Source organism: Corallococcus sp. CA049B, from assembly GCF_003611685.1.
In the GTDB taxonomy this organism is placed as follows: Bacteria; Myxococcota; Myxococcia; order Myxococcales; family Myxococcaceae; genus Corallococcus; species Corallococcus coralloides.
The window spans coordinates 20,502-43,501 of the sequence record NZ_RAWC01000011.1 but is presented as its reverse complement, the minus strand read 5'-3'; the positions used below and the strand labels follow the sequence as shown (position 1 = coordinate 43,501).

18 protein-coding genes are annotated in these 23,000 nt (G+C 70.1%); 6 read left to right on the top strand and 12 right to left on the bottom strand.

The genetic code is table 11. From position 1 onward, the window contains the following. Window positions 1-21 precede the first annotated feature (21 nt). Complete coding sequence (locus tag D7W82_RS04235) at window positions 22-780, top strand: 2OG-Fe(II) oxygenase (protein WP_120617089.1); 759 nt, start codon at window positions 22-24, stop codon at window positions 778-780. Between the two features lie 240 nt (window positions 781-1,020). Here D7W82_RS04235 and D7W82_RS04225 read toward each other — a convergent pair whose 3' ends face one another. Beyond that, window positions 1,021-2,151 (bottom strand): hypothetical protein, encoded by a 1,131-nt coding sequence (locus tag D7W82_RS04225; RefSeq protein ID WP_120617088.1) that lies wholly within the window; start codon window positions 2,149-2,151, stop codon window positions 1,021-1,023. Window positions 2,152-2,271: 120 nt separating this feature from the next. On the opposite strand from D7W82_RS04225, the gene D7W82_RS04220 reads away from it, so the two are divergent. Both D7W82_RS04220 and D7W82_RS04215 read left to right on the top strand, forming a co-directional pair. Further along, window positions 2,272-3,207: a bestrophin family protein gene (locus D7W82_RS04220; protein ID WP_120617087.1), complete on the top strand. Its 936-nt coding sequence runs from the start codon at window positions 2,272-2,274 to the stop codon at window positions 3,205-3,207. Window positions 3,208-3,302: 95 nt separating this feature from the next. Then, window positions 3,303-4,043 (top strand): endonuclease/exonuclease/phosphatase family protein, encoded by a 741-nt coding sequence (locus tag D7W82_RS04215; RefSeq protein WP_120617086.1) that lies wholly within the window; start codon window positions 3,303-3,305, stop codon window positions 4,041-4,043. A gap of 41 nt (window positions 4,044-4,084) precedes the next feature. On the opposite strand, the gene D7W82_RS04210 is transcribed toward D7W82_RS04215, so the two are convergent. Continuing rightward, window positions 4,085-5,674 carry an endo alpha-1,4 polygalactosaminidase gene (locus D7W82_RS04210; RefSeq protein WP_158617584.1) on the bottom strand — a complete coding sequence of 530 codons (1,590 nt, stop codon included), beginning with the start codon at window positions 5,672-5,674 and terminating at the stop codon, window positions 4,085-4,087. Between the two features lie 180 nt (window positions 5,675-5,854). Next, window positions 5,855-6,766 carry a LysR family transcriptional regulator gene (locus tag D7W82_RS04205; RefSeq protein ID WP_120617084.1) on the bottom strand — a complete coding sequence of 304 codons (912 nt, stop codon included), beginning with the start codon at window positions 6,764-6,766 and terminating at the stop codon, window positions 5,855-5,857. Between the two features lie 151 nt (window positions 6,767-6,917). Between D7W82_RS04205 and D7W82_RS04200 the strand changes: the two genes are divergently transcribed. Next, window positions 6,918-7,778 (top strand): haloalkane dehalogenase, encoded by an 861-nt coding sequence (locus tag D7W82_RS04200; RefSeq protein ID WP_120617083.1) that lies wholly within the window; start codon window positions 6,918-6,920, stop codon window positions 7,776-7,778. Window positions 7,779-7,801: 23 nt separating this feature from the next. On the opposite strand, the gene D7W82_RS04195 is transcribed toward D7W82_RS04200, so the two are convergent. Further along, window positions 7,802-10,459 carry a DEAD/DEAH box helicase gene (locus D7W82_RS04195; RefSeq protein ID WP_120617082.1) on the bottom strand — a complete coding sequence of 886 codons (2,658 nt, stop codon included), beginning with the start codon at window positions 10,457-10,459 and terminating at the stop codon, window positions 7,802-7,804. A 114-nt stretch (window positions 10,460-10,573) separates the two neighbouring features. On the opposite strand from D7W82_RS04195, the gene D7W82_RS04190 reads away from it, so the two are divergent. After that, on the top strand, window positions 10,574-10,774 hold the full coding sequence (locus D7W82_RS04190) for a hypothetical protein (protein ID WP_120617081.1): 201 nt from the start codon (window positions 10,574-10,576) through the stop codon (window positions 10,772-10,774). Between the two features lie 146 nt (window positions 10,775-10,920). After that, window positions 10,921-12,348: a hypothetical protein gene (locus tag D7W82_RS04185; RefSeq protein WP_120617080.1), complete on the top strand. Its 1,428-nt coding sequence runs from the start codon at window positions 10,921-10,923 to the stop codon at window positions 12,346-12,348. Window positions 12,349-12,350: 2 nt separating this feature from the next. On the opposite strand, the gene D7W82_RS04180 is transcribed toward D7W82_RS04185, so the two are convergent. Genes D7W82_RS04180 through D7W82_RS04145 form a run of 8 tightly spaced genes read right to left on the bottom strand, consistent with a single transcriptional unit; the run spans window position 12,351 to window position 22,988 of the window. Then, the gene (locus tag D7W82_RS04180) at window positions 12,351-14,144 is read right to left on the bottom strand and encodes a Vps62-related protein (RefSeq protein ID WP_199727673.1); all 1,794 of its coding nucleotides are present in this window, start codon (window positions 14,142-14,144) and stop codon (window positions 12,351-12,353) included. 45 nt (window positions 14,145-14,189) lie between these two features. Next, window positions 14,190-14,885 (bottom strand): pilin, encoded by a 696-nt coding sequence (locus tag D7W82_RS04175; RefSeq protein WP_120617128.1) that lies wholly within the window; start codon window positions 14,883-14,885, stop codon window positions 14,190-14,192. Further along, a complete protein-coding gene (locus tag D7W82_RS04170) occupies window positions 14,854-16,464 on the bottom strand; it encodes an AMP-binding protein (protein WP_120617129.1) in 1,611 nt (536 codons plus the stop codon). The genes D7W82_RS04175 and D7W82_RS04170 overlap by 32 nt, the downstream gene beginning before the upstream one ends. A gap of 55 nt (window positions 16,465-16,519) precedes the next feature. Next, a complete protein-coding gene (locus D7W82_RS04165) occupies window positions 16,520-17,293 on the bottom strand; it encodes an enoyl-CoA hydratase family protein (protein WP_120617079.1) in 774 nt (257 codons plus the stop codon). Beyond that, window positions 17,290-19,302, bottom strand: coding sequence for an acetyl-CoA carboxylase biotin carboxylase subunit (locus tag D7W82_RS04160; protein WP_120617078.1), 2,013 nt, complete (start codon window positions 19,300-19,302; stop codon window positions 17,290-17,292). Before D7W82_RS04160 ends, D7W82_RS04165 begins: the two co-directional genes overlap by 4 nt. A gap of 11 nt (window positions 19,303-19,313) precedes the next feature. Beyond that, window positions 19,314-20,930: an acyl-CoA carboxylase subunit beta gene (locus tag D7W82_RS04155; RefSeq protein ID WP_120617077.1), complete on the bottom strand. Its 1,617-nt coding sequence runs from the start codon at window positions 20,928-20,930 to the stop codon at window positions 19,314-19,316. Window position 20,931: 1 nt separating this feature from the next. Further along, window positions 20,932-21,810 carry an SDR family oxidoreductase gene (locus D7W82_RS04150; RefSeq protein ID WP_120617076.1) on the bottom strand — a complete coding sequence of 293 codons (879 nt, stop codon included), beginning with the start codon at window positions 21,808-21,810 and terminating at the stop codon, window positions 20,932-20,934. 11 nt (window positions 21,811-21,821) lie between these two features. Then, window positions 21,822-22,988, bottom strand: coding sequence for an acyl-CoA dehydrogenase family protein (locus D7W82_RS04145; RefSeq protein WP_120617075.1), 1,167 nt, complete (start codon window positions 22,986-22,988; stop codon window positions 21,822-21,824). Window positions 22,989-23,000: the final 12 nt, after the last annotated feature.

Genomic DNA, 23,000 nt, shown 5'->3' with positions numbered 1-23,000 from the left:
AACCCGAACAGAAGAGGTCCCGTGAGCGTCGCGACAGTCGATGAAGGGCCGTTGCTGGGGCCCAGCTTCTTCCTCAGCCGGACCGCGCTCCGCTCGCTCGCGTTGGCGCATCGCGACACCTACGGGGCCGCCCGGCCCCATCCGCACGTCGTCATCGACGGCTTCCTGGGAGAGCAACTGGCGACGCAGCTGGCCGGCGTCTTTCCAGGCGCGACCGGGGCCCCCTGGCTGCGCCGCGATCACCCGGAGCAGGCGGCCCGCCTGGGACAGCTTCAGCGCAAGGCCTTCGAAGGCGTGCACGGCGCGCTCCGGCACCTGCTCGCGGAGCTCTCGGGCATGGCGTTCCTCGACTTCCTGGAGACGCTCACCGGCGTCAAAGGGCTCATCGCGGATCCGCACTTCCGGGGTGCCGGGCTGCACCTCACGCTGCGCGGAGGCCATCTGGCGCTCCACGCGGACTTCAACCGCGATCGCACCCGCGCGCTCACACGGCGACTCACCGTCCTGTACTACCTGAACCCGGGCTGGGAGCCCGCGTGGGGCGGTGACCTGGAGCTGTGGAACGCCGACCTCTCCCGGTGCGAGGCCCGCATCGCTCCGGTCCTCGATCGGCTGGTCGTGATGGCGCACGGTGACACCCACTGGCACGGCCACCCCGCCGCGCTGGCCTGCCCTGAAGGACGGGGCCGGGCCACGGTCGCGGCCTACTTCTACACGGCGGAGGAGTCCCCGGACGCACCGGAGGCCCACAGCGCCCTCTGGGCGCCACCCCGCCCCTGACTGCTACCAGCTTCCGCTGGAGCCTCCTCCCGACGAGCGCCCGCCTCCGGACGACGAGGATCGGGAAGAGCTCCCAAGCCCGCGGTCATTCAGCGAGCGGGCCAGTTCGTCGACCTCCGCCCGAACCTCTGGCGTGAGGACATGGGAGGGCGTGAGGTCCACAGTCCAGGAGCCCGCGGCGGGCCGGGGCACCGCTTCCACCGCATGCTGAAACACGTTGGCTCGCCACCAGGACGGCCGTCACTCAATGGTGGAGTTCGTCACCCGGATGGGCGTGTCCGTGTGGTTGGAGATCTGCGGATAGGTCACGTACCAGGAGCCGCCCTTGTTGTTCTGGATGACCGAGCGGTCGATGCGGATGTCGCCCGAGTGGTCATTGCTCACGAAGAAGATGGCGCTGCCGTGCGCGTTGACCTCGTTGTGCTCGATGCGCGTGCCACAGAGCGACAGCGTCATCGTGTTGCCGTCGTTGTAGATGGCCCCGCCGCTGCCACCGCCCGGCGTGCCCGGCTGCGCGGGATTGGCGCCGTTGCCGATGGCCCGGTTGTGGGAGAAGAGGCTGTTGATGACGGTCCACGACACGCCAATGCTGCTGATGCCGCCGCCGTTGGAGCAGACCCCGCCGTAGCCCTCCTTGCCGCCGAAGGTCGTGTTCACCACGTAGACGGGTTGGTCGTCGTGCTGGTCGAACACCCGCAGCGCGGCGCCTCCGACGTCCGGGCCGGTGTCCACGCACACGTTGTTGAAGAAGCGCGAGTTGATGACCTTCACCCGCCCGCCGCGCACCCAGACCGCGCCGCCGCCGTCGAACTCCTTCTCACTCTTGGAGCTGGCGTCCACGAAGGTGAGGTTCTGGATCGTCAGCCGCGGGTGGTCCTGATCCTGGCAGTGGGAGGTCGTCCACACCTGGGCCTGATCGCAGGTGTTCATGTAGAGGATGCGGTGCTTGCCCGCGCCGCTGAGCGTCACCAGCCCCTTGCCGTCGATGACGATCTCCGGCCCCTTGTCGTTGAAGACCTTCGCCGTCCGGTCCAGCGTGATGACGACGGGCTCCGGACCGCAGTCGAAGGTGATGACCCCACCCTTCGCCACGGCGCTGACGAAGGCATCGGAGGTACAGCTGGCCGGCGTCCCCGTCCCGACGACGGTGGTGGGCCGGGACACGTCCGCGAGCCCTGCCTCCGAGGGCACGGCGCACGTCGCCTCTGCGTTCGGGTTGCCGGCCGGGGGCCCATCCTTCGGGTTGGTCAGGGGGTTGGGGACGTCCACGCCCTCATCGTCCGAGCAGCCAGCGGCGCACGCCAGCGCGACCCCCGCGGCCAGGGAGCGCAGCGTGGATACGGGGAACCGGTGAAGTCTCTTCGGGTGCATTCAGCCTCCAGGAGCAAGGCAGTCTAGGGCGGCGGTGCACCCGGGATGAACACCGGTCATTCCCGGCGTCACAGCGCGCACCGCTTGCGGCAGCCGGGGATTTGGGGCACGAGACGCGCCGTGATCGTCCGTCCCCGCCCTGGCTTCTTCAAGCTCCTGTTCGTCGTGCGCGGCACCATCCTGCCGCGCGTCCTGCCCCACGTGTTGGGGGTCGCGGCGCTCGCCTCAGGGGTTGTCCTGACGCTCAAGCTGGGCCATCTCAGTCTTCCGGTCACCTCGCCCGCGCCGCTGTCGCTGCTCGGCATCGCGCTCTCCATCTTCCTCGGCTTCCGCAACAACGCCTGTTACGACCGCTGGTGGGAGGGCCGGAAGCAGTGGGGCGCGCTCATCATCGAGGTGCGCGCCTTCACCCACGCGACCATCGCGCTGCTGGACGACGGGCGCGCCGAGCTGCCCGACACCGGGCGTCAGGCGGCCAGGAGGCTGATCCACCGCACCATCGCCTTCCCCTACGCGCTCGCCGCGCACCTCCGGTCGCAAGACGCCAGCGAGGCCATTGGCCGCCACCTGGAAGAGCCCGAGCGCACGCGCGTCCTGGGCAGCGGCAACCGCCCCAATGCCCTCCTGCGCGAGCACCAGCTGGAGCTGGCCCGCCTGCTCCGGGAAGGCCGGCTCACCGACATCACCTGGGCCGCCTTGAACGAACGGGTGCACGCCATGATGAGCATCTTCACGGCCTGCGAGCGCATCCGCCTCACGCCCCTGCCCTTCGCCTACACGGTGCTCCTGCACCGCACGGCCTACCTGTTCTGTCTGATGCTGCCCTTCGGACTCGCCGAGTCGATGGGTTGGTTCACGCCGGTGCTCACGGCCATGATTGCCTACACCTTCTTCGGCCTGGACCTCCTCAGCGAGGAGCTGGAAGAGCCCTTCGGAGAAGCTCCCAACGACCTGCCCCTGCTCGCGATGTCCCGCACGGCGGAGATCAACATGCTGGAGTCGCTGGGAGAGCCTCAGCCGGAGCCGCTGCGCCCCAAGGACTTTGTCCTCGGCTGACAGAAACATTCCGGTTCGTATTTTCATAAAATGCGGCTTTGACTAGTTTCCCCCGGACGCGCCAGGAATGACCTGGCGCGCCTTCCGAGGGACTCATGCTCAAGCTCTTGTCATCGGCCGTCCTCAGCCTGCTGCTCTCCCTGGGGCTGCTGCCCGCTTCATCCGAGGAGACAGAAGCGGCGGCGCTCGCCGCCACGACGACCACGGTCGCGACGCACAACACGTGGCACGGGCAGGCGAACATGAAGCCGCTCGCGGACATCATCGGCTGGCAGGAGGTGGACACCGCGGAGGGCCACTCCAAGCTGGGCGCGATGGACGCCTACGCGCACTTCCGGCCCGGTGATGACCGGCTGGACGCGCGCAACTCCATCGCCATCTCCTGGCGAAAGAACAAGTTCGAGAAGACGGGGGACGGGTCCCGGCTCACGCACGGCGGTGAGGCCGGGGTGACGCCGTCTCGCTTCGTGAACTGGGTCGTGCTGAAGAACCTCGAGACCGGCGCGAAGCTGGCGTTCATCAACACCCACTACATCTCCGGCGCCTGGAACGGCGAGCACCCGGAGCGTCAGGAGCGCTGGCGGACGCACAACACCGTGGTGCGCGAGGTCGTCGCGGAGCTGCGCGGCCGGGGGCTGCCCGTGGTGCTGGTGGGCGACTTCAACCGCGCGCTGTCGCAGGACATCCCCGGGATGAACCACCTGAACACGGCGGGCGTCAGCGGCGTGCCCATCGATCAGATCTACGTCACCGTGGGCATCGGCACCGGACCGGCCGAGCGCCTGGAGAAGTACGGCTCCGACCACTTCGCCTACACCGCGACCGTCCGGTACTGAGGAACAGGCCGGGGCGGGAGGACCGCCCCGGCCCGCGCGCGCTACCAGCAGGTGAACTGGAGGTTGTCGTAGCGGACGGACGCGGTGCTGAAGACCAGGGTGCGCATGTCGCCCTGGGCGAAGCCGCTCTCACCGCAGGCGCAGGTCGCCCCGGTGCCCGTGCACGACGTCCAGTTGGTGATGTCCCCGCCGGAGTCCTTGCGGTACTCGGCGTTGAAGACCGCCTTGTTCTTGTTCGTGAACCAGGTCTTGTAGGCGCCGCACTCGTTGAACCGCTGGCACTCCTCGTTGATGGCGAAGTCGAAGGAGTCCGCGAGCGCGGGGACCTGGTCCACGTCGTTCTTGAGCGCGATGCCCAGGCACAGCGAGTGGGCGGTGGTGGCCAGCCAGCGGTTGTAGTCGAGCTGGTTCGCCGCCGTCAGGCCCCAGCAGGCCTGGTCGGTGCAGTTGATCTCATCGTCGTGCGAATAACCGTCGATGTTGTCCGGCTCCACCGCGTCGCAGCCCTTGTTCTTCGCCAGCTGCATGCGCGACGTCATCACCGTGCGCACCGCCGGCTTGCGGTGGTCCAACCACCACTCACAGCCGCCGCCGCTCGTGCACCAGTCGCCCATGATGTGGACGGACTGCGCGCAGTTCTCCCCGGGGGTGCAGTACGTGTCCTGCGGGAACTGGTTCGCGTCCTCCCGCCAGTTTTCATAGGAGCCCGCGCTGAAGTAGCAGACCACCTTCTTGCCGGCGGTCTTGTACTCCTGGATCTTCGCGGCGGTCGTGTTGAAGAGGTCCACGACGTAGACCTGGGCGTTGAGGTTGGTGGGAATAGCGTTGTGCTCCAGGTCCCACATCCAGGTGGTGCCCTTGGGGAAGGCCGGCACCGTGCAGGCGGAAGCCTCACCACAGACGTTCGGGGTGCCGCCACCGCCGCACGTCTGGGGGCTCTGGCAGGCGCCACAGCTCGCGACCGTGCGCGCCTGGCCACAGTTGTCGGTGCCGCTCACCTGACCGCAGCTCGCGCCCAGCCGCGCGCAGAAGGCCGCGTCCGTCTCGGCCGTGCACGTCGTGGCGATGTCCCACGCCACCTGGAGCCGGAGGCTGTCCAGCTGCGCCGCGTCCGTCCCCGCCCCCTTGATGAGGCGCGCGCGGATCTCCCCGCTGCTCGACACGAAGTTCGACGCGGCCTCGGTGGTGGGGAGCGCGAGCGTCAGGGCCGGCGTCCACACCCAGTCACCGCGCCCCTGCGAGTTGGCGATGCTGACCCAGCTGGACGTGGTGAACCGGTACAGCTGCCACTGGTAGTAGGACGTGGCGACGCCGGGCCCCTGGTACTTGGTCAGCAGGCTGAGCTGGGTGACCTGGGCCGGGGTGGGCGCGGCCTGGGTGAGGCTGGCGAGGTTGAAGGACAGGTAGCCCGTGTAGCTGGGGCTGAACTCGATGTACTGCGCATAGCAGTCCGCGTACGCGCCGACCGTGCAGTTCGAGCTGTTCGTCTTGAGCACGGCCATGCCGCCGCTCTTGCCCGACGCGTCCGTGTTCGCCTGCGTGCTCGCGGAGGCGAAGTCGATGACCTCCGAGCCCGGCAGGGCCTGCTGTTGAACTTCCGGCTCCCGCGCGCCGTCCGTCTCCAATGGCATGCATCCGGATGTCAGCAAGGCAAGGCAGGGGAACAGCCAGGCACTCCAGTTCGACATTGCGCCTCCAGGGTTTGGGTCCGGCTATCACAAAAGGCCATTCCATCACCAAGTGGCTGTCCGCGCCGTCCCGGTGCAAGGTGTTGGAGCTGGACCTGCGGCCCGGCGCCGCGCGTGAGTCCGTCACGCGTCCAGGACCGCGCGCCGGACCAACTGGCGGAAATACCTCACCGCCGGGTCCGCATGCGTGCGGTCATGCCAGCACAGGGCCAGCTTGACGGTGTGAGTGGGGACCGGCGCGTTGACGCCACGCACACCCAGGCGCGCGCCCTGCGCGGCGACGAGTGACTCCGGCAACGTCGCGACGAGGTCGGTCGCGGCCACCATCGCCGCCGCCGTCAGGAACGAGGGCACCGTCATGGCGACCTCACGGCGGATGCCCGCGCGTGCGTATGCGGCGCCAACCAGGTCCCTGAAGCCCTTGCCCGGGACCATCTCCACGCCCACGTGACGGAGCGCACCGAGCGCCCGCGCGGACAGGCGCTTCGTGAGCGCGGGGTGGTCTTCGCGGGCCACGAGGACGGTGCGCTCGTCCAGCAGCGGTTCGACGTGCAGGCCCGCGCCCCGTCCGGCGAGGCCGATGTGCAGGTCGACCTGGGACGAGGTCAGGTCCCCCAGCGCCACGAGCGAGGCGATTCCAACCACGGAGAGGCGCGCGTTCGGCATCTCTACGGCCATCCGGGCGGCGATTCGCGGTCCCCAGGTGACCTGACCGGCATCGGCGACGGCGAGCGTAAAGGTGCGCGTGCAGCGGGCCGGCTCGAATGGGGCCTCGTGAAGCCCGGACTCCAGCTCGCGCAGGCCTCGGGCGATGGCGGGGGCCAGCGCGAGCGCGCGGGGCGTGGGGACGATGCCACGGCCCTTGCGTGTGACGAGCGGGTCGCCCAACACGGACCGGAGGCGCGCCAGGCTGTTGCTGATGGCGGAGGGCGTGACATGGAGCCGCTCGGCCGCGCGCACCACGCTGCGCTCGGTGAGGACGGTGTGGAGCACCAGGAGGAGGTTGAGGTCGAGGGCGGCGATCGAAATGCTCACGGTTGGTGAGCCTAGACCTCACGAACCATCACTACCAGCGAGGTGTCCCCTTCCCCATCATGGGTGCATGCACAGATGGCTCGGCTGTCTCGTCGCGGGCTTGCTCATCGCATGCCACGCCTCTCCACCGCGTCCTTCCCGGAGCACTCCCATGTCCATGGTTCGCCAGGTCCAGGTCCTGGATTCGTTCATCTCCTACCGCGAGGCCGGGACGGGCTCGCCCATCGTGTTCCTCCACGGCAACCCCACGTCCTCCCACGTGTGGCGAAACGTCATCCCGCGGCTCGCCGACCGGGGCCGTTGCCTCGCGCCCGACCTCATCGGCATGGGGGATTCAGGCAAGCCGGACAGCGCGTACCGGTTCGCGGACCATGCGAGGTACCTCGATGCGTGGTTCGACGCACTGGGCCTGCGGGACGTCGTGCTCGTCGGCTACGACTGGGGCGGAGTGCTGGCCCTGGATTGGGCCCGGCGGCATCCGGACCGCGTGCGGGGCGTGGCCGTGTTCGAGACGTTCCTCCGCCCCATGCGCTGGAGCGACTGGCCTCCCCAGGGCGAGCAGCTGTTCCGCGCCCTTCGCACGCCGGGAGCCGGTGAGCAGCTCGTGCTCGAACAGAACGCGTTCCTGGAGAAGTCCTTCGCGAACGGCGTCCAGCGTGGCCTCGCGGAGGGAGATCGGACCCTCTACTACGCCCCGTATCCAGACGCGGCGTCGCGACGCCCGGTGCTGCAGTGGCCCCGGGAGATTCCCATCGATGGCGAGCCCGCTGACGTCGCCGCGGTGATCGAGCGCTATGACGCGTGGCTCGCGCAGCCCTCCGTGAAGCCGGTGCTCCTGCTGACGTTCGGGGACACCGGGCTCAACGCGCCGCACATCATCGAGTGGGCGCGCGGCAATCTCCCGGCCCTCGAAATCGTTCCGCTGGGACGCGCGGGGCACCATGCCCCGGAAGACGCGCCGGAGGACATCGCGCGCGCCCTCCAGGCTTGGATGGACCGCTCCGCGCGGTGAGCAACCAGGGCCCGTGCGCCGGGTCAGCGGCGCCGCCTGCCGCCTCCCCGCCGCCCTCCGTACGTTGAGGCTTTGCCATGGTGGCCCCGGTTGCCCCCACGCTCGGGGGCACCGCGCGGCTGGGGCGGACGCTCGCGGGAGGCCTCGGCGATTTCATCCTGCATCCAGGGCTGGTCGAGCAGGTCCTGGAGCTCCAGGAGCGAGCGGGCCTGGAGCACGCCCCGCCGGCCCCGGGCCACGCTGAAGCGCTGGGGGCGGTCGAGCAGCGGCAGCTCCTCCTCCACCAGGGTGCGGGCGAGCTTCTCCGGCAGGTGCAGTCGCACCACGCCCCGCAGGGCCCCGTCCGACAGCTCCTCCACGTCGTACTCCAGCGGCACGGCCTGCTCGCGGACCTCCACGGTGTCCGGGAGCGCCAGGAGTGCCCGGCGCGTCGCGGGCGGCACGAGCGCGTCCAGGTCCAGCCGCAGCGGGCGCTCGCGGAAGTCATCGAGCGTGTCCACCCCGTCGAGCTGCGCCTCGTAGAGCGCGGTGAGCTCCGGCTGCCCCAGCGGCGCGGTGATCCCCCCCGAGCGCCGCCACAGCTCGCGCACCTCGGCGATGGCGACCCGGTGACGGTCCACCGCGGGATGCGGCGCCTCGCCCTTGGCCAGCGCCTCCGCGAGCGCGTGCCGGGCCGCCTTGGCGAGCTCCGGCCCCCAGGCGCGCAGCACGTCCACTTCCTGCTCCAGCGTGAAGCCGTAGTAGTCCAGCAGCCTGATGAGCACGACCGAGCGGAAGCGCGCGTCATACGCGGGCGCCTCCGAGTGACGGCGCGCGTAGCGGCGCAGCAGCGACTGGGGCAGCTGGGTGCCTTCGATGGCGCCCTGCGACTCACCATTGCGGTCCGCGAAGTAGCGCAGCGTGCCCGCCACCGCGCCCAGGTTGCCGCACACGCTCGTCTTCGACACGCGGGTGAGCTCACCCCAGGCCGTGCGCTCGTCGATGACCAGGTCGAAGGGCATGAAGCGCGCGAGCAGGTCGCAGAAGCGATGGTGGACGCTGGAGTTCGCGAACGGCATGCGCGCGGGCAGCGCCAGCCCCACGCTCCGGTACACGCTCGCCATCGCGAGCGCCGCGTCCTCCAGGGCCTTCACCAGCACCCCGCGCCCCTCCGCCCACGCCGCGAGCTTCTCCGGGTCGAAGACGTGGCGCGGCAGCCCCTGCACCTCCCCCACCGTGCCCGCCACACGGAAGGCCTCGGCGTACAGGTTGTACGCGGTCAGGTGGTCGCTCCCGGGCACGAGCACCTCTTCCAGGTTCCGCTCCTCGCGCGTCATCCGGTGCAGGGACTCCACCGCGCTGCACACCGCGAGGAACGGCAGGAGCGTGTCCTCCGCGTTGACGATGAGCTCCGCCCACGGACGCTCCACGGGCAGGGCCTCCACCGCGCGGCCGTAGGCGGACAGCCGTCCATCCGCGTCCACGATGCCGCGCGCCTCCAGCTTCGCGAGCGCCCGCCGATAGGCCGCGCGGTCCAGCGGCACGGGCAGGTCCAGCGCATCCGCCCGCACGCCCAGGGCCGCCGCGGTGAGCGCCACCCGCTCCGGCTCGCCCGCGAGCTGGAACTCGGGCTCGGTGGGCCGCAGCGAGGCGAAGTGGATCAGCCGGTCACTGAGGATGAAGACGCGCCCGCCCGCCACGCGCCCGTGCACGCGCCCCGCCATCTGCAAGAGTTCGTTGTTGCCCAGGTGCACGCGGGTGAGCACGTTGCGGCTGCCCTCCACCACGTTCGTGAAGCGCAGGTCGTCGATGACGACGGTGTCCAGTCCGGGCACGTTGAGCGCGCTCTGCCCCGCCGCCGTCATCGTGAGCACGAAGGGCCGGGGCGCCGTGCCCTCCAGGAAGGGGCGGATGGCGCGCAGCGGCTCGCCGCCGTGATAGTGCGCCGCGTGGACCTCGGGTGAGCGGGCCCGCACGTGGGCCGCCGCCTCCTCCACTCCGGCGCGCGTGGCCAGGAACACGCCCACGCCGCGCCCCTGACGCTGCACGTCCTGGAGGAAGGCGTCATCGAGGAAGGACAGCGGCTTGCGGCGCTCCACCTCCACCTGGGCCGCCTTGTCCGGGTCGAAGGTGGACACCTGGAGCACGTCCGCGCTGTCCAGGTAGCGCGCGTAGAAGGCCGGATCCACCGTGGCGGACAGCCAGATGAAGCGGCAGCCCACGCGCTTGCCCAGGGCCAGACACAGCTCCAGCTCCGCGGAGGTCTGGTGGATTTCATCCACGATGAGCGTGTCCTCACGCCGGATGACGCCGCCCTGGAACCAGCGCCGCGCGATGCCGGTGGTGACGATGGCCACGTCCGCGAGCGGCGTCTCCGCGGTGGCCTCCCGCTCCCGGTTGACCACCGTCACCCGCAGGGGCCGCCGGCCCGTGAGCTCCTCCGCGATGGGGCGGATGGCGAGCGTCTTGCCCGTGCCCGTGCCCGCGACGATGCCGAACCCCTGCCCGCTCCGCGCGAGCGCAAGGAGGCGCTCGCCGTGGTGCTGCTCCAGGTACGTGCGCAGCTCCAGCCCGAGCGCCAGCTCGATGGTTTCGCACGCGGCGCGCGTGGGCGCGATGACCACCACCCGTCCGCGCTGGAGCGCCGTGGCGGAGGAAGCATCGATGCGGGGCGGTAGGAACCGGTCGGTGGGCGTGCGCACGAAGGCCAGTGATACGCACGAGGGACGGCCAGTGGAAGCAATTCAGACCGGCGAGCCCGAAAGGACGCGGGCCGGACTAGAATGCGTCCGGCTGTTCAACCCGGGAGGTCGTACATGCGCAAGGGAATCGTGAAGTTCGTGTTCATGCTGGGCGTCGTGGCCGGTGGCGCCGTCGGGGCGCTGATGCCCACCAACTCCGAGGCCATTGGCCTCTGCTCCAACATCTGCATGAACGAAGACTGCTCGTGCTTCCGCCAGTGTGCCGGCGTGGGCGGTGGGCAGTGCGTGTGTTCGCCCGAGACCATCTGCCAGTAGGCCGCGGCGGATGAACCGCGGCCGGGCCTCCGCAATGGGCCCGGCCGTCTCAGGAAAACAGCGCAGGCCGTACACCGTCACGCCCTGTCGCGAGGTTTCACCGAAACAACTTCTCGCGCGGCGCCCGGCCGGTAGCATGCGCGCCCATGCTCCTCTCCCAGAACGAATTCCTCCCGCGCGCGGAGGCCGTGCACGCCCGGCTCGAAGGCGCTGTCCTCGATGCGCTCTCCCATCACGGTGAGCCTTCGGTTTCGGAGCTCGCGGCGGTCTTCCAGAAGGACGCGCAGCGGTCCCCGTCCCAGCTCGCGGAGGCACTGTGTCCCGGTCCCCTGTCGCCCATCGGCTTCGCGGCCCTGGTGATGCGCGAGCTGCTGGCGCCCGAGGACGCGGTGCTCGAAGGGACCGTCTCCGAGGCCCGGGTCATCACGGGCAACGCGCGGGTCGCTGGCTCGCTGCGTGTCACCGCGCCCCTGGTCATCCTCGGGGACCTGGAGGTGGCGGGCGTGCTGGAGGACTGTGGACCGGATTCGACGGTCGTGGTCGTGGGCCGTTGCACGGCGTGGGGGCTCCAGACGTCAGGGAACTTCCTGGTGCTCGGCGACCTCGTGGTGCGGGACGCCATCCAGGGCATCTACAACGACGACAGCCTCATCGTGGCGGGTGACCTCACCACGCGCTTCCTCGACGAGAACGACCACGACGTCACCTGCTACGGCGAGGTCCACGCCGAGCAGCACCTGGAGAACGGCCGCTCCGGCGAGGACGCCGCCTCGCTCGCGTCCACCTTCCTGCGCCCCGAGCTGTGGAACATCGACCTGGGGGAGATCCACCACGACGTCCTGTTCGAACGCATCCAGAAGGGCCAGCCCGTCTTCACGGACACGCTCCAGCCCCGGCAGGTCCGCGAGCCGGATGAGCCCACCGCCGAGGAGCTCGAGGGCCTGGACATCGAAGGCATCGCGGCCCGGGCGTCGCAGAACGCGCGCGCGAGTGACGTCGTCTACGCCCAGCGCAAGACAGGCGAGGTGTGGCTGATGCGCCCGGGGAGCCTGCCCCTGCACATCTTCGACGGGAAGGAGTTCCTCGGACAGGGGACGACCCCGGAGCTCGACGTGAAGCAGCGGGCCTCGGAGCGCGTCACCTTCTGGCGCAAGCGGGGCGACCTGTTCCTGGAGATTGAACGCTTCGGCGCCGTCGTGCAGCTCCACGCGGGCTACAACAACGGGTCGATGCGCACGTTCCGCTTCCAGTTCGAGACGCCCGACGCCGCCGCACGGGAGCTGCGGCGGCTGGAGGCCCGCTACGAAGGAGACTTCCTGCGCGTCACGACCGTCGTTCCCGGCCGGGGTCCGCTCGAACGCGAGCTCGCGAACTACGGAGGCCCCAAGTCGGAGTACACGTCAGCCATCGTGGACGGCACCACGCTGGTCACCCGCGACGGCGAGCGCCAGCGCTTCGATGACGAGGCCTCCGCCCTGAGCGCCCTCGAGGATTGGATCGCCGGGAAGCGCCAGGCGGGGTTCGACCTGAAGATCCTGGAGTGGAAGCCCTTCGGACTCCTGGGCGGACGCTAGGACTACTCCAGGGTCATGTAGTCAGGCTGGTACACCGACCGGTTCCGCAGCGGCGAGGGACCGCCGCTGTTCACGCAGTAGCCGGTCGGGTTGTCGCAGCCGGACTCGGGGTTGCCCCAGTACGCCGTGAGGTTCATCCAGGCGAGCGACCCCGTGTACGTCCCCGCCGGCTGCCAGGGAATGACCACCACGTTGTTCCAGGTGTCCCACGCGAGCCCGGCGCCGGTGTCGTCCGCCAGGAAGTCGCCGTTGAAGATGGTTTCGTAGATGTGCCGCGCGGCGTCCGGATAGAGGCCGTGCGAGCCCTTGGCGGAGAACACCTCTGGATGCCAGCCGGTGAGGAACACGGCCTTGTCTCCGAACGTGAAGGACTGCCCGTTGGCGTGCTGGCTCAGGTAGACCTGCGCGGGGCGCCCGTCGATGAAGCGCACGGTGAGGTGCTCCCAGTCCCCCACGTGGTTGCCGAAGGTGGAGTAGCCGCCCACGCAGCCCCAGGGCGAATACCAGCCAATGCACACGCGCTTGCCATTGTTGTAGGGATAGAAATTCCAATACAGCACGTCCGTCACGTTCGTCGGCAGACCGCCCTGGGTGCGCGGGATGACCTGCGCGTAGACAGGCACAGACGTCTGGTTGGGGCGCTGACCGTCCAGGAACTGCGGATCCGTGCAGGAGTCACAGCCCAGCGGCTGGTTCGTCACCAGGTGGCCGTTCTCCTCGTGGACGTTGGCCAGGTGGAACTGCGTGGAGGACGGAAAGTAAGCCTCGTCCGGATGCAGCCAGACGCGCGGCGCGAACGTCGCCACCGTCTGCGCGTCCACGGGCAGGCCCCGCAGCTCCGCGTTGGACGTGGCGCTCTTGTTGAGGACCCAGTAGCGGTTGCCGCCCGTGTCGCCGTGGCTGGGGCGTGAGACGAAGGTGGAAGCGGGCAGGCCGCGGTGGTCGCGCGCCACCGCCTGCCACACGCCGATGTCGTCGTCCGCGCCAGAGCCCCTGTCGTCCCACACCCAGGCGGGATTGGCGGGCAGCACGTATTCGCTCCGCACGCAGCGGATGAGGTCCGTGGAGGGCTTGGAGTAGCCCAGCACCGCGACGTGGCCCAGGCAGGTGTAGCCCGCGGGCGCGACCGGCTCCCAGAAGGAGACGTCGTGCGTTCCACCAGAGCCGGAGTCGTCCCAGGTCCAGTTGTAGTTGGACGGACGCGCGAGCAGGTCCCCCTCCCCGCGAACCACGAACGTCGTCGCGGGCGCCTGTCCCCGGTTCGGCATGGCCACGTCGCCCAACGAGAAGAAGCCCGGCGTCTGGGAGAGGTCCGGGCGCCAGACAGCGATGTCGTTCGTCGCGCCGGTGCCGTGATCGTCGTAGACCCAGGTGAAGCGGCTCGTGGGCCGGACCTCCAGCGCCTTGGGATGGCGCAGCACCCCGGAGTCCGACGCCAGGGTGAACTCGGCGCTCTGGCCCGACAGCGCGGTCGCCGCGACCAACTGGTAGCTGCCCGGAGCCAGCGTGACGACCAGGCGCGAGTTCGTGCCGCCACCGCCGTTGTTGTCCTGCGCGAGGATGGTGCCGTTCGCATCCAGCAGGTACAGCCAGGCATCCGCGGACGACGTCAGCGTGAACGTCACCGGATGGCTGGACGTCTGTGAATCCAGCAGGAACACCCGGTTGCCCGGGCTGGAGGGGCTCTGTCCTCCCGAGCCCTGCCAGAAGCCATAAACGGTGTTCGCGTGGGCTGCGTTCGCCACGAGCGAAGACGTGGCGAGCGCGACGAGGGATAGGAATCGCCGGAGGTCCATGGATACCTGGGGAAGGAGGAAACCCAGGACCCTACTCCGGGATTGCTATTGCCGGACGTCGTTCACGTGGTTGTACGGGGCTCCGAGGGGAATCGCTTCGCCGTTGGCCGCCGTGCGGTCGACGGTGGAGATGCTCCACACGTCCAGCGTGTCATCGTTGTCCACGTTGCCCACGCACGCGGCCGTCACGGTGCAGTCGGGACAGGTCCCCTCCACTCCGGGCTCCACTCCCGCCCGCGCAAGGGCCGCCTGGATCTCAGCCGGGTCGATCGCGGGGAAGTCTCCTGCCACGGGGATGACACCCTCCGGCATCCGCAGCACATAGGCATAGCGATTGCGCGGTCCCGGCTCGAAGCCCATCGCCTCGAAGCTGCCCAGGGGCTCCTCGTCCAACATGCTCACCCTCGCCGCGGTGAAGATCGCCTTCAGGTTGACCTTGCACTCCGCCTGCTTCGCGCGCGACTGGAACTGCAAGAAGTTGGGGATAGCGACGGCGGCCTGGATGCCGATGGTGAAGAGCCCCAACCCCGCCACGCAGAGGGCCGCGATGGCGAGCCCCCTGCGCCCTGCATGCTCCGGCTTGCCTGTCTTCACCATCGCCAGGATGGCCAGCACCAGCCCTACCGGCCACAGACAGACGACGCACAGGCCTGCGATGGTGAAACCCAGCGCGACGCCAGGCAGGACGGTCTTCTTCTGCGGGGAGGACTCAGGAGGGATTGGGGTCGTCACGCCCCGCATCGTAGTGCCGTGCGTACTGCTGCCGGAGCACGAATTTCTGGGCCTTGCCCGTGCTGGTCTGCGGCATGGCGGGGAGCAGGACGATGGCCTTGGGCACCTCGAACCCCCCCAGGTGCTGGCGGCAGTGGGCGTTGAGCTCCGCCTCCGCCGCGGAGGCGTTGGGCTTGAGCACGACGAAGCCCGTCACCGCCTCCGTCCAGCGCTCGTGCGGCAGGCCCACCACCGCGACCTGAAGCACCGCGGGGTGGCGCAGGAGGACCTCCTCGACCTTGATGGACGGGACGTTCTCTCCGCCCGTCTTGATCATGTCCTTCTTGCGGTCCACGAAGAGCAGCTGGCCGTCGGCGTCGAACATGCCCAGGTCGCCGGTGTGGTGCCAACCGAAGGCGCTCGCCCGCGCGGTCGCCTCCGGGTCCTTGTAGTAGCCGAGCATCACGTTCGGCCCGCGGTGGACGATCTCTCCCACCTCGCCGCGCCCGAGCAGCCGGCCCTCGTCGTCCATGATGGCCGTCTCGTTCGTCACGGCCGAGTCACCCCAGTACGAGCCGAACCGCTTGAGCTGCTGCTCCGGCTTGAACATGGTCGTCGCCGGGTACATCTCCGTCTGGCCTGACGCGAGCGCGAAGCCGCCCGGACAGAAGTGCTCGATGAGCTCCACGAGCATCGTGCGCGCCATGGGCGCCATCACGTAGAGGCACAGGCGCAGGCTGGACAGCTTCGTGGCCGGACGCGCCGGGTGCGCCAGCATCGCGCCGTACATCACCGGCAGGCCCAGCAGGAACGTGATGCCGCGCTGCTCGATGGTCGCGAGCATCGCGCCCGGGTCGAAGGCCCGCCGCACGACCACGGTCGCCCCGGCCAGCAGGAACGTCATCACGATGGCGTGCTGCGCGCAGTGGAACATCGGCAGCACGCAGAGGGTGGAGTCCGACGAGCGCATGCCCAGCTCGAACAGGTTCCCGCTCAGCGCCGCGTGCACCGACGCATGCGAATGCATGACGCCCTTCTGCTGGCCGGTGGTGCCGCTGGTGTACATGATCTGCGCGAGCTGGCCGCTCTGGATGTCCACCTCCGGCAGCGTGCCGTGCTGCCCCGTCAGCGTGTCCAGGAACGCGACGGTGTCCCCGCCCGGCGCCGCCTGCCCCTCCGGCACGCAGACGATGATGCGGGTGCCCAGCGCGCCGAGCATCTCCCGCAGCCCGGGCTTCGCGAGGAGCTCAGCGTCGACGACGGCGTGCGTCGCCTCTGCGTGTTCGAGGATGTACCGGACCGCCTCCACGGAGAGGCCGGTGTTGATGGGCACCCAGACGAACCCCGACTTGTAGATGCCCACGAACGCCGTGAGCATCTGCGCCGAGTTGCCGCAGAGCATCGCGATGCGCGCGCCCTGGGGCAGGCCCTGCGCGAGCAGGTAGTGCGCGAAGGCGTTCGAGCGCCGGTCGAGCTCCGCATAGGAGAACTCGAGGTCCCCGTCGACGAGCGCCGTCCGCTCCGGCCAGCGCAACGCCGACCGGTGGACGATGTCTCCCAGGGAGACGCGGCTGATGCGCGGGGACCGAGGTGCCTGGATCGCTGACATCGTGTGCTCCATTCCGCCCGTTCGGGCGTCGGGTCGAACCGGGTGCCCCCGCAGCCTATTTCAGCGCGGCCCACGCGGGAGGCCGGCGCTCCAGGAAGGCGAGCATCCCCTCCTGGGCCTCTTCGGAGGCGAACAGCCGGCCGGAGAGCGCGACCATCTCGGCGCCCCCGGACTCGATGCGCGCGCGCAGGCCGGCGGCCACCAGCTGCTTGGTTTCTCGCAGGCCCTGCGGAGACGACACCCGGAACGTCTCCAGGATCTGCTCCACGGCGCCATCCAGGGACGCGTCCGGCACGGCGGAGGTGATGAGCCCGATGCGCGCGGCCTCGGCCGCGTCGAAGGCCTCACCGGTGAGGAAGTAGCGGCTCGCCGCCCGGCTGGTCAGGTGCGGCAGGGTGGTGAGGGAGATGACCGCGGGCGTCACGCCGATGCGCGCCTCGGTGAAGGCGAACTTCACGGACTCCGCGACGACCGCCACGTCGCACGCGCCGACAATGCCGATGCCGCCCGCCCTCACCTGCCCGGCGACCTTCGCCACGACAGGCTGCGGCAGCGTCACGATCGTTCGGAGCACGTCGAGCAGCACACCCGGTGCCTTCGCGGCGCCTCCATCCGCCATCTCCGAGAGGTCCGCCCCCGCGCAGAACGCGGGGCCGGTGGCCGCGAGGACGACCGCGCGCACGCCGGGGTCGGCGCCTACGGCGTTCAGCCGCTCCAGCAGCTGCGTGACGAGCGCCCGCGACAGCGCGTTGCGGTTGCGCGGCGAATCGAGCGTCAGGGTCGCGACGCCACGAAAGACTTCGTATCGGACGAGCGGTGCTTCACTCATGCTGCCTCCTTCGCTGCGGGAGAGACGACCGCGACGACATGTCTTGCCGGCACCTGCGCCCCGACCGTGACGTTCACCGCGGTGACCACGCCATCCGTGGGCGCGATGAGGGACGACTCCATCTTCATCGCTTCGAGCACCACCAGCACGTCGCCCTTCTTCACGGTCGCGCCGACCTCGGTGCTCACCCGGATGATGCGGCCGTCCATGGGCGCGCGCAGGCGGCCGTCGCTGGCGCGCTCGCGTTCGGAGGGCAGCCGGAAGGACACGTCGCGCAGCTGGCGCGTGATGCCGTCGAGCGAGCACCACAGCGTGCCACCCGCCCGGCGGTAGCGGACCGCGCGGCGGCGCCCCGCCACCTCCACCTCCGCGCGCTCGGGGCCGAGTCCGCGCAGGGAGAGCGCGACCGGGCTGTCGCCGATACGGACCTCGTAGGCCTCCGCTGCGACGGGACGCACCGAGGCGCGGAACTCCGAAGCCCCGTCATGCAGGCTGACCGGCACCGGCAGGGCGTAGGAGCTGCTCCAGCCCGTGAGCGTCGCGTCGAAGCCGCCCTTCCGGGCCAGCGCCTGCGCGTCGTCGTGGAAGAGCAAGGCGGCCAGGATGGCCTGGTCCTCCAGGGACGCCGTCCCCAGGGCTTGCAGCGTCTCCGGCGGCGTGTGCGCGCCGACGAAGCCCGTGTCGTACCGGCCGGAGCGGAACGCCTCGTGCCCGAGGACGTGCTGGATGAACGCGCTGTTCGTCGTGACGCCGAACACCGTCAGCTCGCGCAGCGCCGCGGCCAGCCGCTCACGCGCCGTCTCGCGGTCCGGTCCGTACGCGATGACCTTGGCCTGCATGGAGTCATAGAACGGCGTGATGTCCTGGCCTTCACGCACGCCATGATCCACGCGGACGCCCTCCCCCGCCGGCGGCTCCCATGCGAGGAGCCGGCCCGTCTGCGGGAGGAAGCCCCTGGCCGGGTCCTCCGCGCACAGGCGCGCCTCGATGGCGTGCCCGCGCCAGGTGACCTCCGGCTGCGTCAGCGGGAGCGGCTCACCGTCGGCGACGCGCAGCTGCCACTCGACCAGGTCGAGCCCGGTGATGAGCTCCGTCACCGGGTGCTCCACCTGCAGCCGCGTGTTCATCTCCATGAAGAAGAAGTCGCCGTTCGGCGCCAGGAGGAACTCGATGGTCCCCGCGCCGCGATACCCGATGGCGCGGATGGCCTGCACCGCCACGGCCCCCATGCGCTCGCGCAGCTCGGGCGTGACGGCCGGAGACGGGCTCTCTTCAATCACCTTCTGGTGCCGGCGCTGCACCGAGCAGTCGCGCTCGCCCAGGTGAACGGCGTTCCCATGTTCGTCCGCGAAGACCTGCACCTCCACGTGACGCGCGCCTTCGATGGCCCGCTCCAGGATGAGCTCGCCGCTGCCAAAGGCGTTCGTCGCCTCCGAGCGCGCGGAGCGGATGGCGTCGAGCAGCGCGCCCGGCTCGCGGACGAGCCGCATGCCGCGCCCGCCGCCGCCCGCCGCCGCCTTCACCATGAGGGGGAACCCGACGCGCTGGCCCTCGCGGACCAGGGCCTCGTCCTCCAGGGACTCGCCAGGGCGCGCCGCCTCATAGCCGGGGATGCAGGGCACGTCCGCGGCCTGCATGCGCAGCTTCGCCTGCCGCTTGTTCCCCATCAGCTCGATGGCTTCCGCGGGCGGCCCGACGAACACGAAGCCGGCCTCCGCGCACGCGCGCGCGAAGTCCTCGTTCTCCGACAGGAAGCCGTACCCGGGATGGATGGCGTCCGCGCCGGACGCCTTCGCCGCGGCGAGGACCTTCTCGATGGAGAGGTAGGACTCCCTCGCGGGCGGCGGCCCCAGGTGCAGGGCCTCGTCCGCGAGCCGCACGTGCGGGGCGTCCCGGTCCGCGTCGGAGAAGACCGCGACCGTGCGCAGCCCGAGCCGGCGGCACGTGCGCAGCACGCGCACGGCGATCTCACCCCGGTTCGCCACCAGCACCTTGTGGATGCGTTTCATGATTCCCCTCGCTACAGCCGGGCGACGCCGAAGGAGTTGGGCGACAGCGTGCGGCGCGAAGCCTCGTCGCACGTGGCCAGGATGAACCCGAGCACCCGCCGCGTGTCCCGGGGGTCGATGACGCCGTCGTCGAACAGCCGCGCGCTGCATTGGAAGGCATCCGACTCGCGGTCGAACTGCTCGATGAGCGGCTTCGCCATCCCGTCCAGGAACTCCTGGTCGGGCGGCAGCCCCGCGCGCCGGGCCTTCTCCGTGGCGACGATGGTGAGCACCTTCGCCGCCTGCTCACCGCCCATCACGGCGGTGCGCGCGTTGGGCCAGGCGAAGATGAAGCGCGGGTGGAACGCGCGACCGCACATGCCGTAGTTGCCCGCGCCGAAGGCACCGCCCAGGAGGAGGGTCATCTGAGGCACGGTCGCGTTGGCCACGGCCTGGAGCATCTTCGCGCCGTGCTTCACGATGCCGCCCTGCTCCGACTGCGTGCCCACCATGTAGCCCGTGGTGTTCTGCAGGTAGATGATGGGCGTGCGCGCCTGGCAGCAGAGCTGGATGAACTGCCCCGCCTTCGTCGCGCCCTTCGCGGTGATGGGCCCGTTGTTGCCAATGAGGCCCACCGCCCTGCCCTCGATGCGCGCCCAGCCGCAGACGGTGAGCGCGTCGTAGTCGTCCTTGAAGGGCGAGAAGTCGGAACCATCCACGAGCCGGGCAATCACCTCGCGGCAGTCGTAGGGCTTGCGGTGGTCCATGGGCACGACGCCGCACAGCTCCTCCACCGCGTAGCGGGGCGGCTCGAAGGCGGGACGCGCGGACGCCGGCAGGGCGTCATTCCACCCGAGCGACGCGACGATCTCCCGAGCGATGCGGATGCCGTCGGCGTCGTCCTCGGCGAGGTGGTCCGACGTGCCGGCCACGGTGGTGTGCATCTCCGCGCCGCCCAGGTCCTCGTCCGTGGCGACCTCGCCCGTGGCCGCGAGCAGCAGCGGCGGGCCCGCGAGGAACACCTTCGCCTTGCCGCGCACCATGACGACGTGGTCGGACAGGCCCGGGATGTACGCGCCGCCCGCGGTGCTCGAGCCGTGGACGACGGTGACCTGGGGGATGCCGGCCGCGGACAGCTTCGCCTGGTTGTAGAAGGTCTCCCCGCCCGGGATGAAGATCTCCTGCTGGTAGAGCAGGTTCGCCCCGCCGCTCTCCACGAGCGACACCACGGGCAGCCGGTTCTGAAGGGCAATCTCCTGCGCGCGCAGCGCCTTCTGGACCCCCCAGGGCGTCGCCGTGCCGCCCTTCACGGCGGAGTTGCTCACGAACACCAGGCAGCGCACGCCGGACACGAAGCCGATGCCGATGATGGTGTTTCCACCGGCCAGCGAGCCATCGGTGTCGTCGTGGTGCTTGTAGCCGCAGAGCGTGGAGAGCTCCAGGAAGGGAGAGCCCCGGTCGAGCAGCAGCGCCAGTCGCTCACGCGGGAGCAGCTGCCCGCGCTGCTTGAACTTGTCCCGGGCCAGTTGCTCGGTGTCGCGCGACTTCTGCTCGATGGCGCGCAGCTCCGCGACGCGGGCGAGCATCTCCTGGCGCTGCGTGGTGAAGGTGGCGGAGGCCGGTTCGACCTGGGAGACGAGCGTGGGCACGTCACTTCTCCTTCGGGCCGTCGAGGATGGCGGGCCCCTTGGCCAGGTGGAACCCGTCGTAGGGCTTCGAGTTGTCGTGCTCCGACAGCGGGAACGCCTTGGTGTTGCAGGACGCGCCGCCGTCGATGCGGATGACCTCGCCGGTGATGAACGCCGCCACGTCGGAGAGCAGGAACACGATGGCGCCGCTCACCTCCGCCTCGGTGGCCAGCCTGTGCAGGGGCACCTGCTTTCGCAGGAAGGGGATCATCTCGCGGACGAAGGGGTCCTCGTAGGTGTCCAGGCCGCTGGAGGCGACCCAGCCGGGCGCGACCGCGTTGACGCGCACCCCGGAGGCGGCCCACTCGACGGCGGCCGTCTGCGTCAGGTTGAACATGCCGGCGCGCGCCGCGCCCGAGTGCCCCATGCCCGGCATGCCGTTCCAGGCATCCGCGAGCATGTTCACGATGGCGCCGCCGTGCTCGCTCATGGACTGGGTGAACACCTCGCGCGCGACCAGGAAGCCGCCGGTGAGGTTCGTCGAGACGACCGCCTCGAAGCCCTTCTTGGAGATCTGCGACAGCGGCGACGGGAACTGCCCGCCCGCGTTGTTCACGAGCCCGTGGATGCGGCCGTGCGTCTGGACGACGGCGGCGACCATGTCGCGCACCGCGGCCTCATCCCGGATGTCCACGGCGTGCTGCGTGGAGGCGTAACCCTCGGCGGAGAGCTCCCCGGCGACCTTCGCGAGCTTCTCCGGCTTGCGGCCCACGAGGACGATGTGCGCGCCGAGCGACGCGAGCTCGTGCGCGGTGCACCGTCCAATGCCGCTGCCGGCGCCGGTGACGATGATGGTGCGGCCCGCGAAGGAGTTCGGGGCGAAGACTGAACGGTATCCCATCGTGTAGCTCCTCAGCCGCGCGCCTTGCGGGGCAGCGTTCCCATGGCCTTGCTGATGATTCCGAGCATCACCTCGTCGGCGCCGCCGCCGATGGACCCCAGACGCAGGTCCCGGTAGGCGCGGGCGACGGGGTTGTCCCAGGTGAAGCCCATGCCGCCCCAGTACTGGAGGCAGCCGTCGACCAACTCGCGGGCAAGCCGGCCCGACTTGAGCTTGCACATCGAGGCGAGCTTCACGACCTCCGGGTCGTCCTTGTTCTCGATGTACATGGCGACGGTCCGGTAGATGAGCGCCCGGAGCGCCTCCACCTCCGTCTGCAACTCAGCGAGCCGGAAGTGCACGCTCTGGTTGTCCAGGATGGACTGGCCAAAGGCCTTGCGCTGCCGCGTGTACTCCGCCGTCTGCGCGATGAGCCGGTCGAAGGTGACCAGCGTGCTCGCCGACACGAACAGCCGCTCCTCCTGGAACTGCTGCATCTGCATCGCGAAGCCGCGCCCCTCGTCGCCGATGCGGAAGCGCGCCGGGACGCGCACGCCGTCGAAGAAGAGCTGCGCCGTGTCGGACGCCCACATGCCGAGCTTGCGGATCTTCGACCGCGTGATGCCGGGGCGGTCCATGGGCACGATGATGAGCGACTTGTTCGCGTGCGCGGGCCCGTCACCCGTGTTGGCGAGCAGGCAGATCCAGTCCGCCTGCATGCCGTTGGTGATCCACATCTTGCTGCCGTCGATGACGTAGTCGTCGCCGTCGCGGCGCGCCGTGGTCGTCACGCTCGCCACGTCGGAGCCGGCCCCGGGCTCGCTCACCGCGATGGAGCAGACGCGCTCGCCCGTCAGCGTGGGCGCCAGGAACTCCCGCCGCAGCGCATCGCTGCCGAAGCGCGCGAGCGCGGGCGTCGCCATGTCCGTCACGACGCCAATGGCCATGGGCAGCGCGCCGCAGGTGCAGTGGCCCAGCTCCTCCGCGAAGGCGACGGAGAACGACGCGTCCAGCCCCAGCCCGCCGAACTCCGTGGGCTTGGTGATGCCGAGCAGCCCGAGCTCGCCCAGCTTCTTGAAGACCTCCCGCGCCGGGAAGAGCTCCGCGGCCTCCCAGGCGTCGACGTGCGGGTTCAGCTCCTGTTCCACGAACTTGCGGACGGTCTGGCGGATGGCGCGGTGTTCCTGGGTCTGCTGCATGGGCTTCCTCGG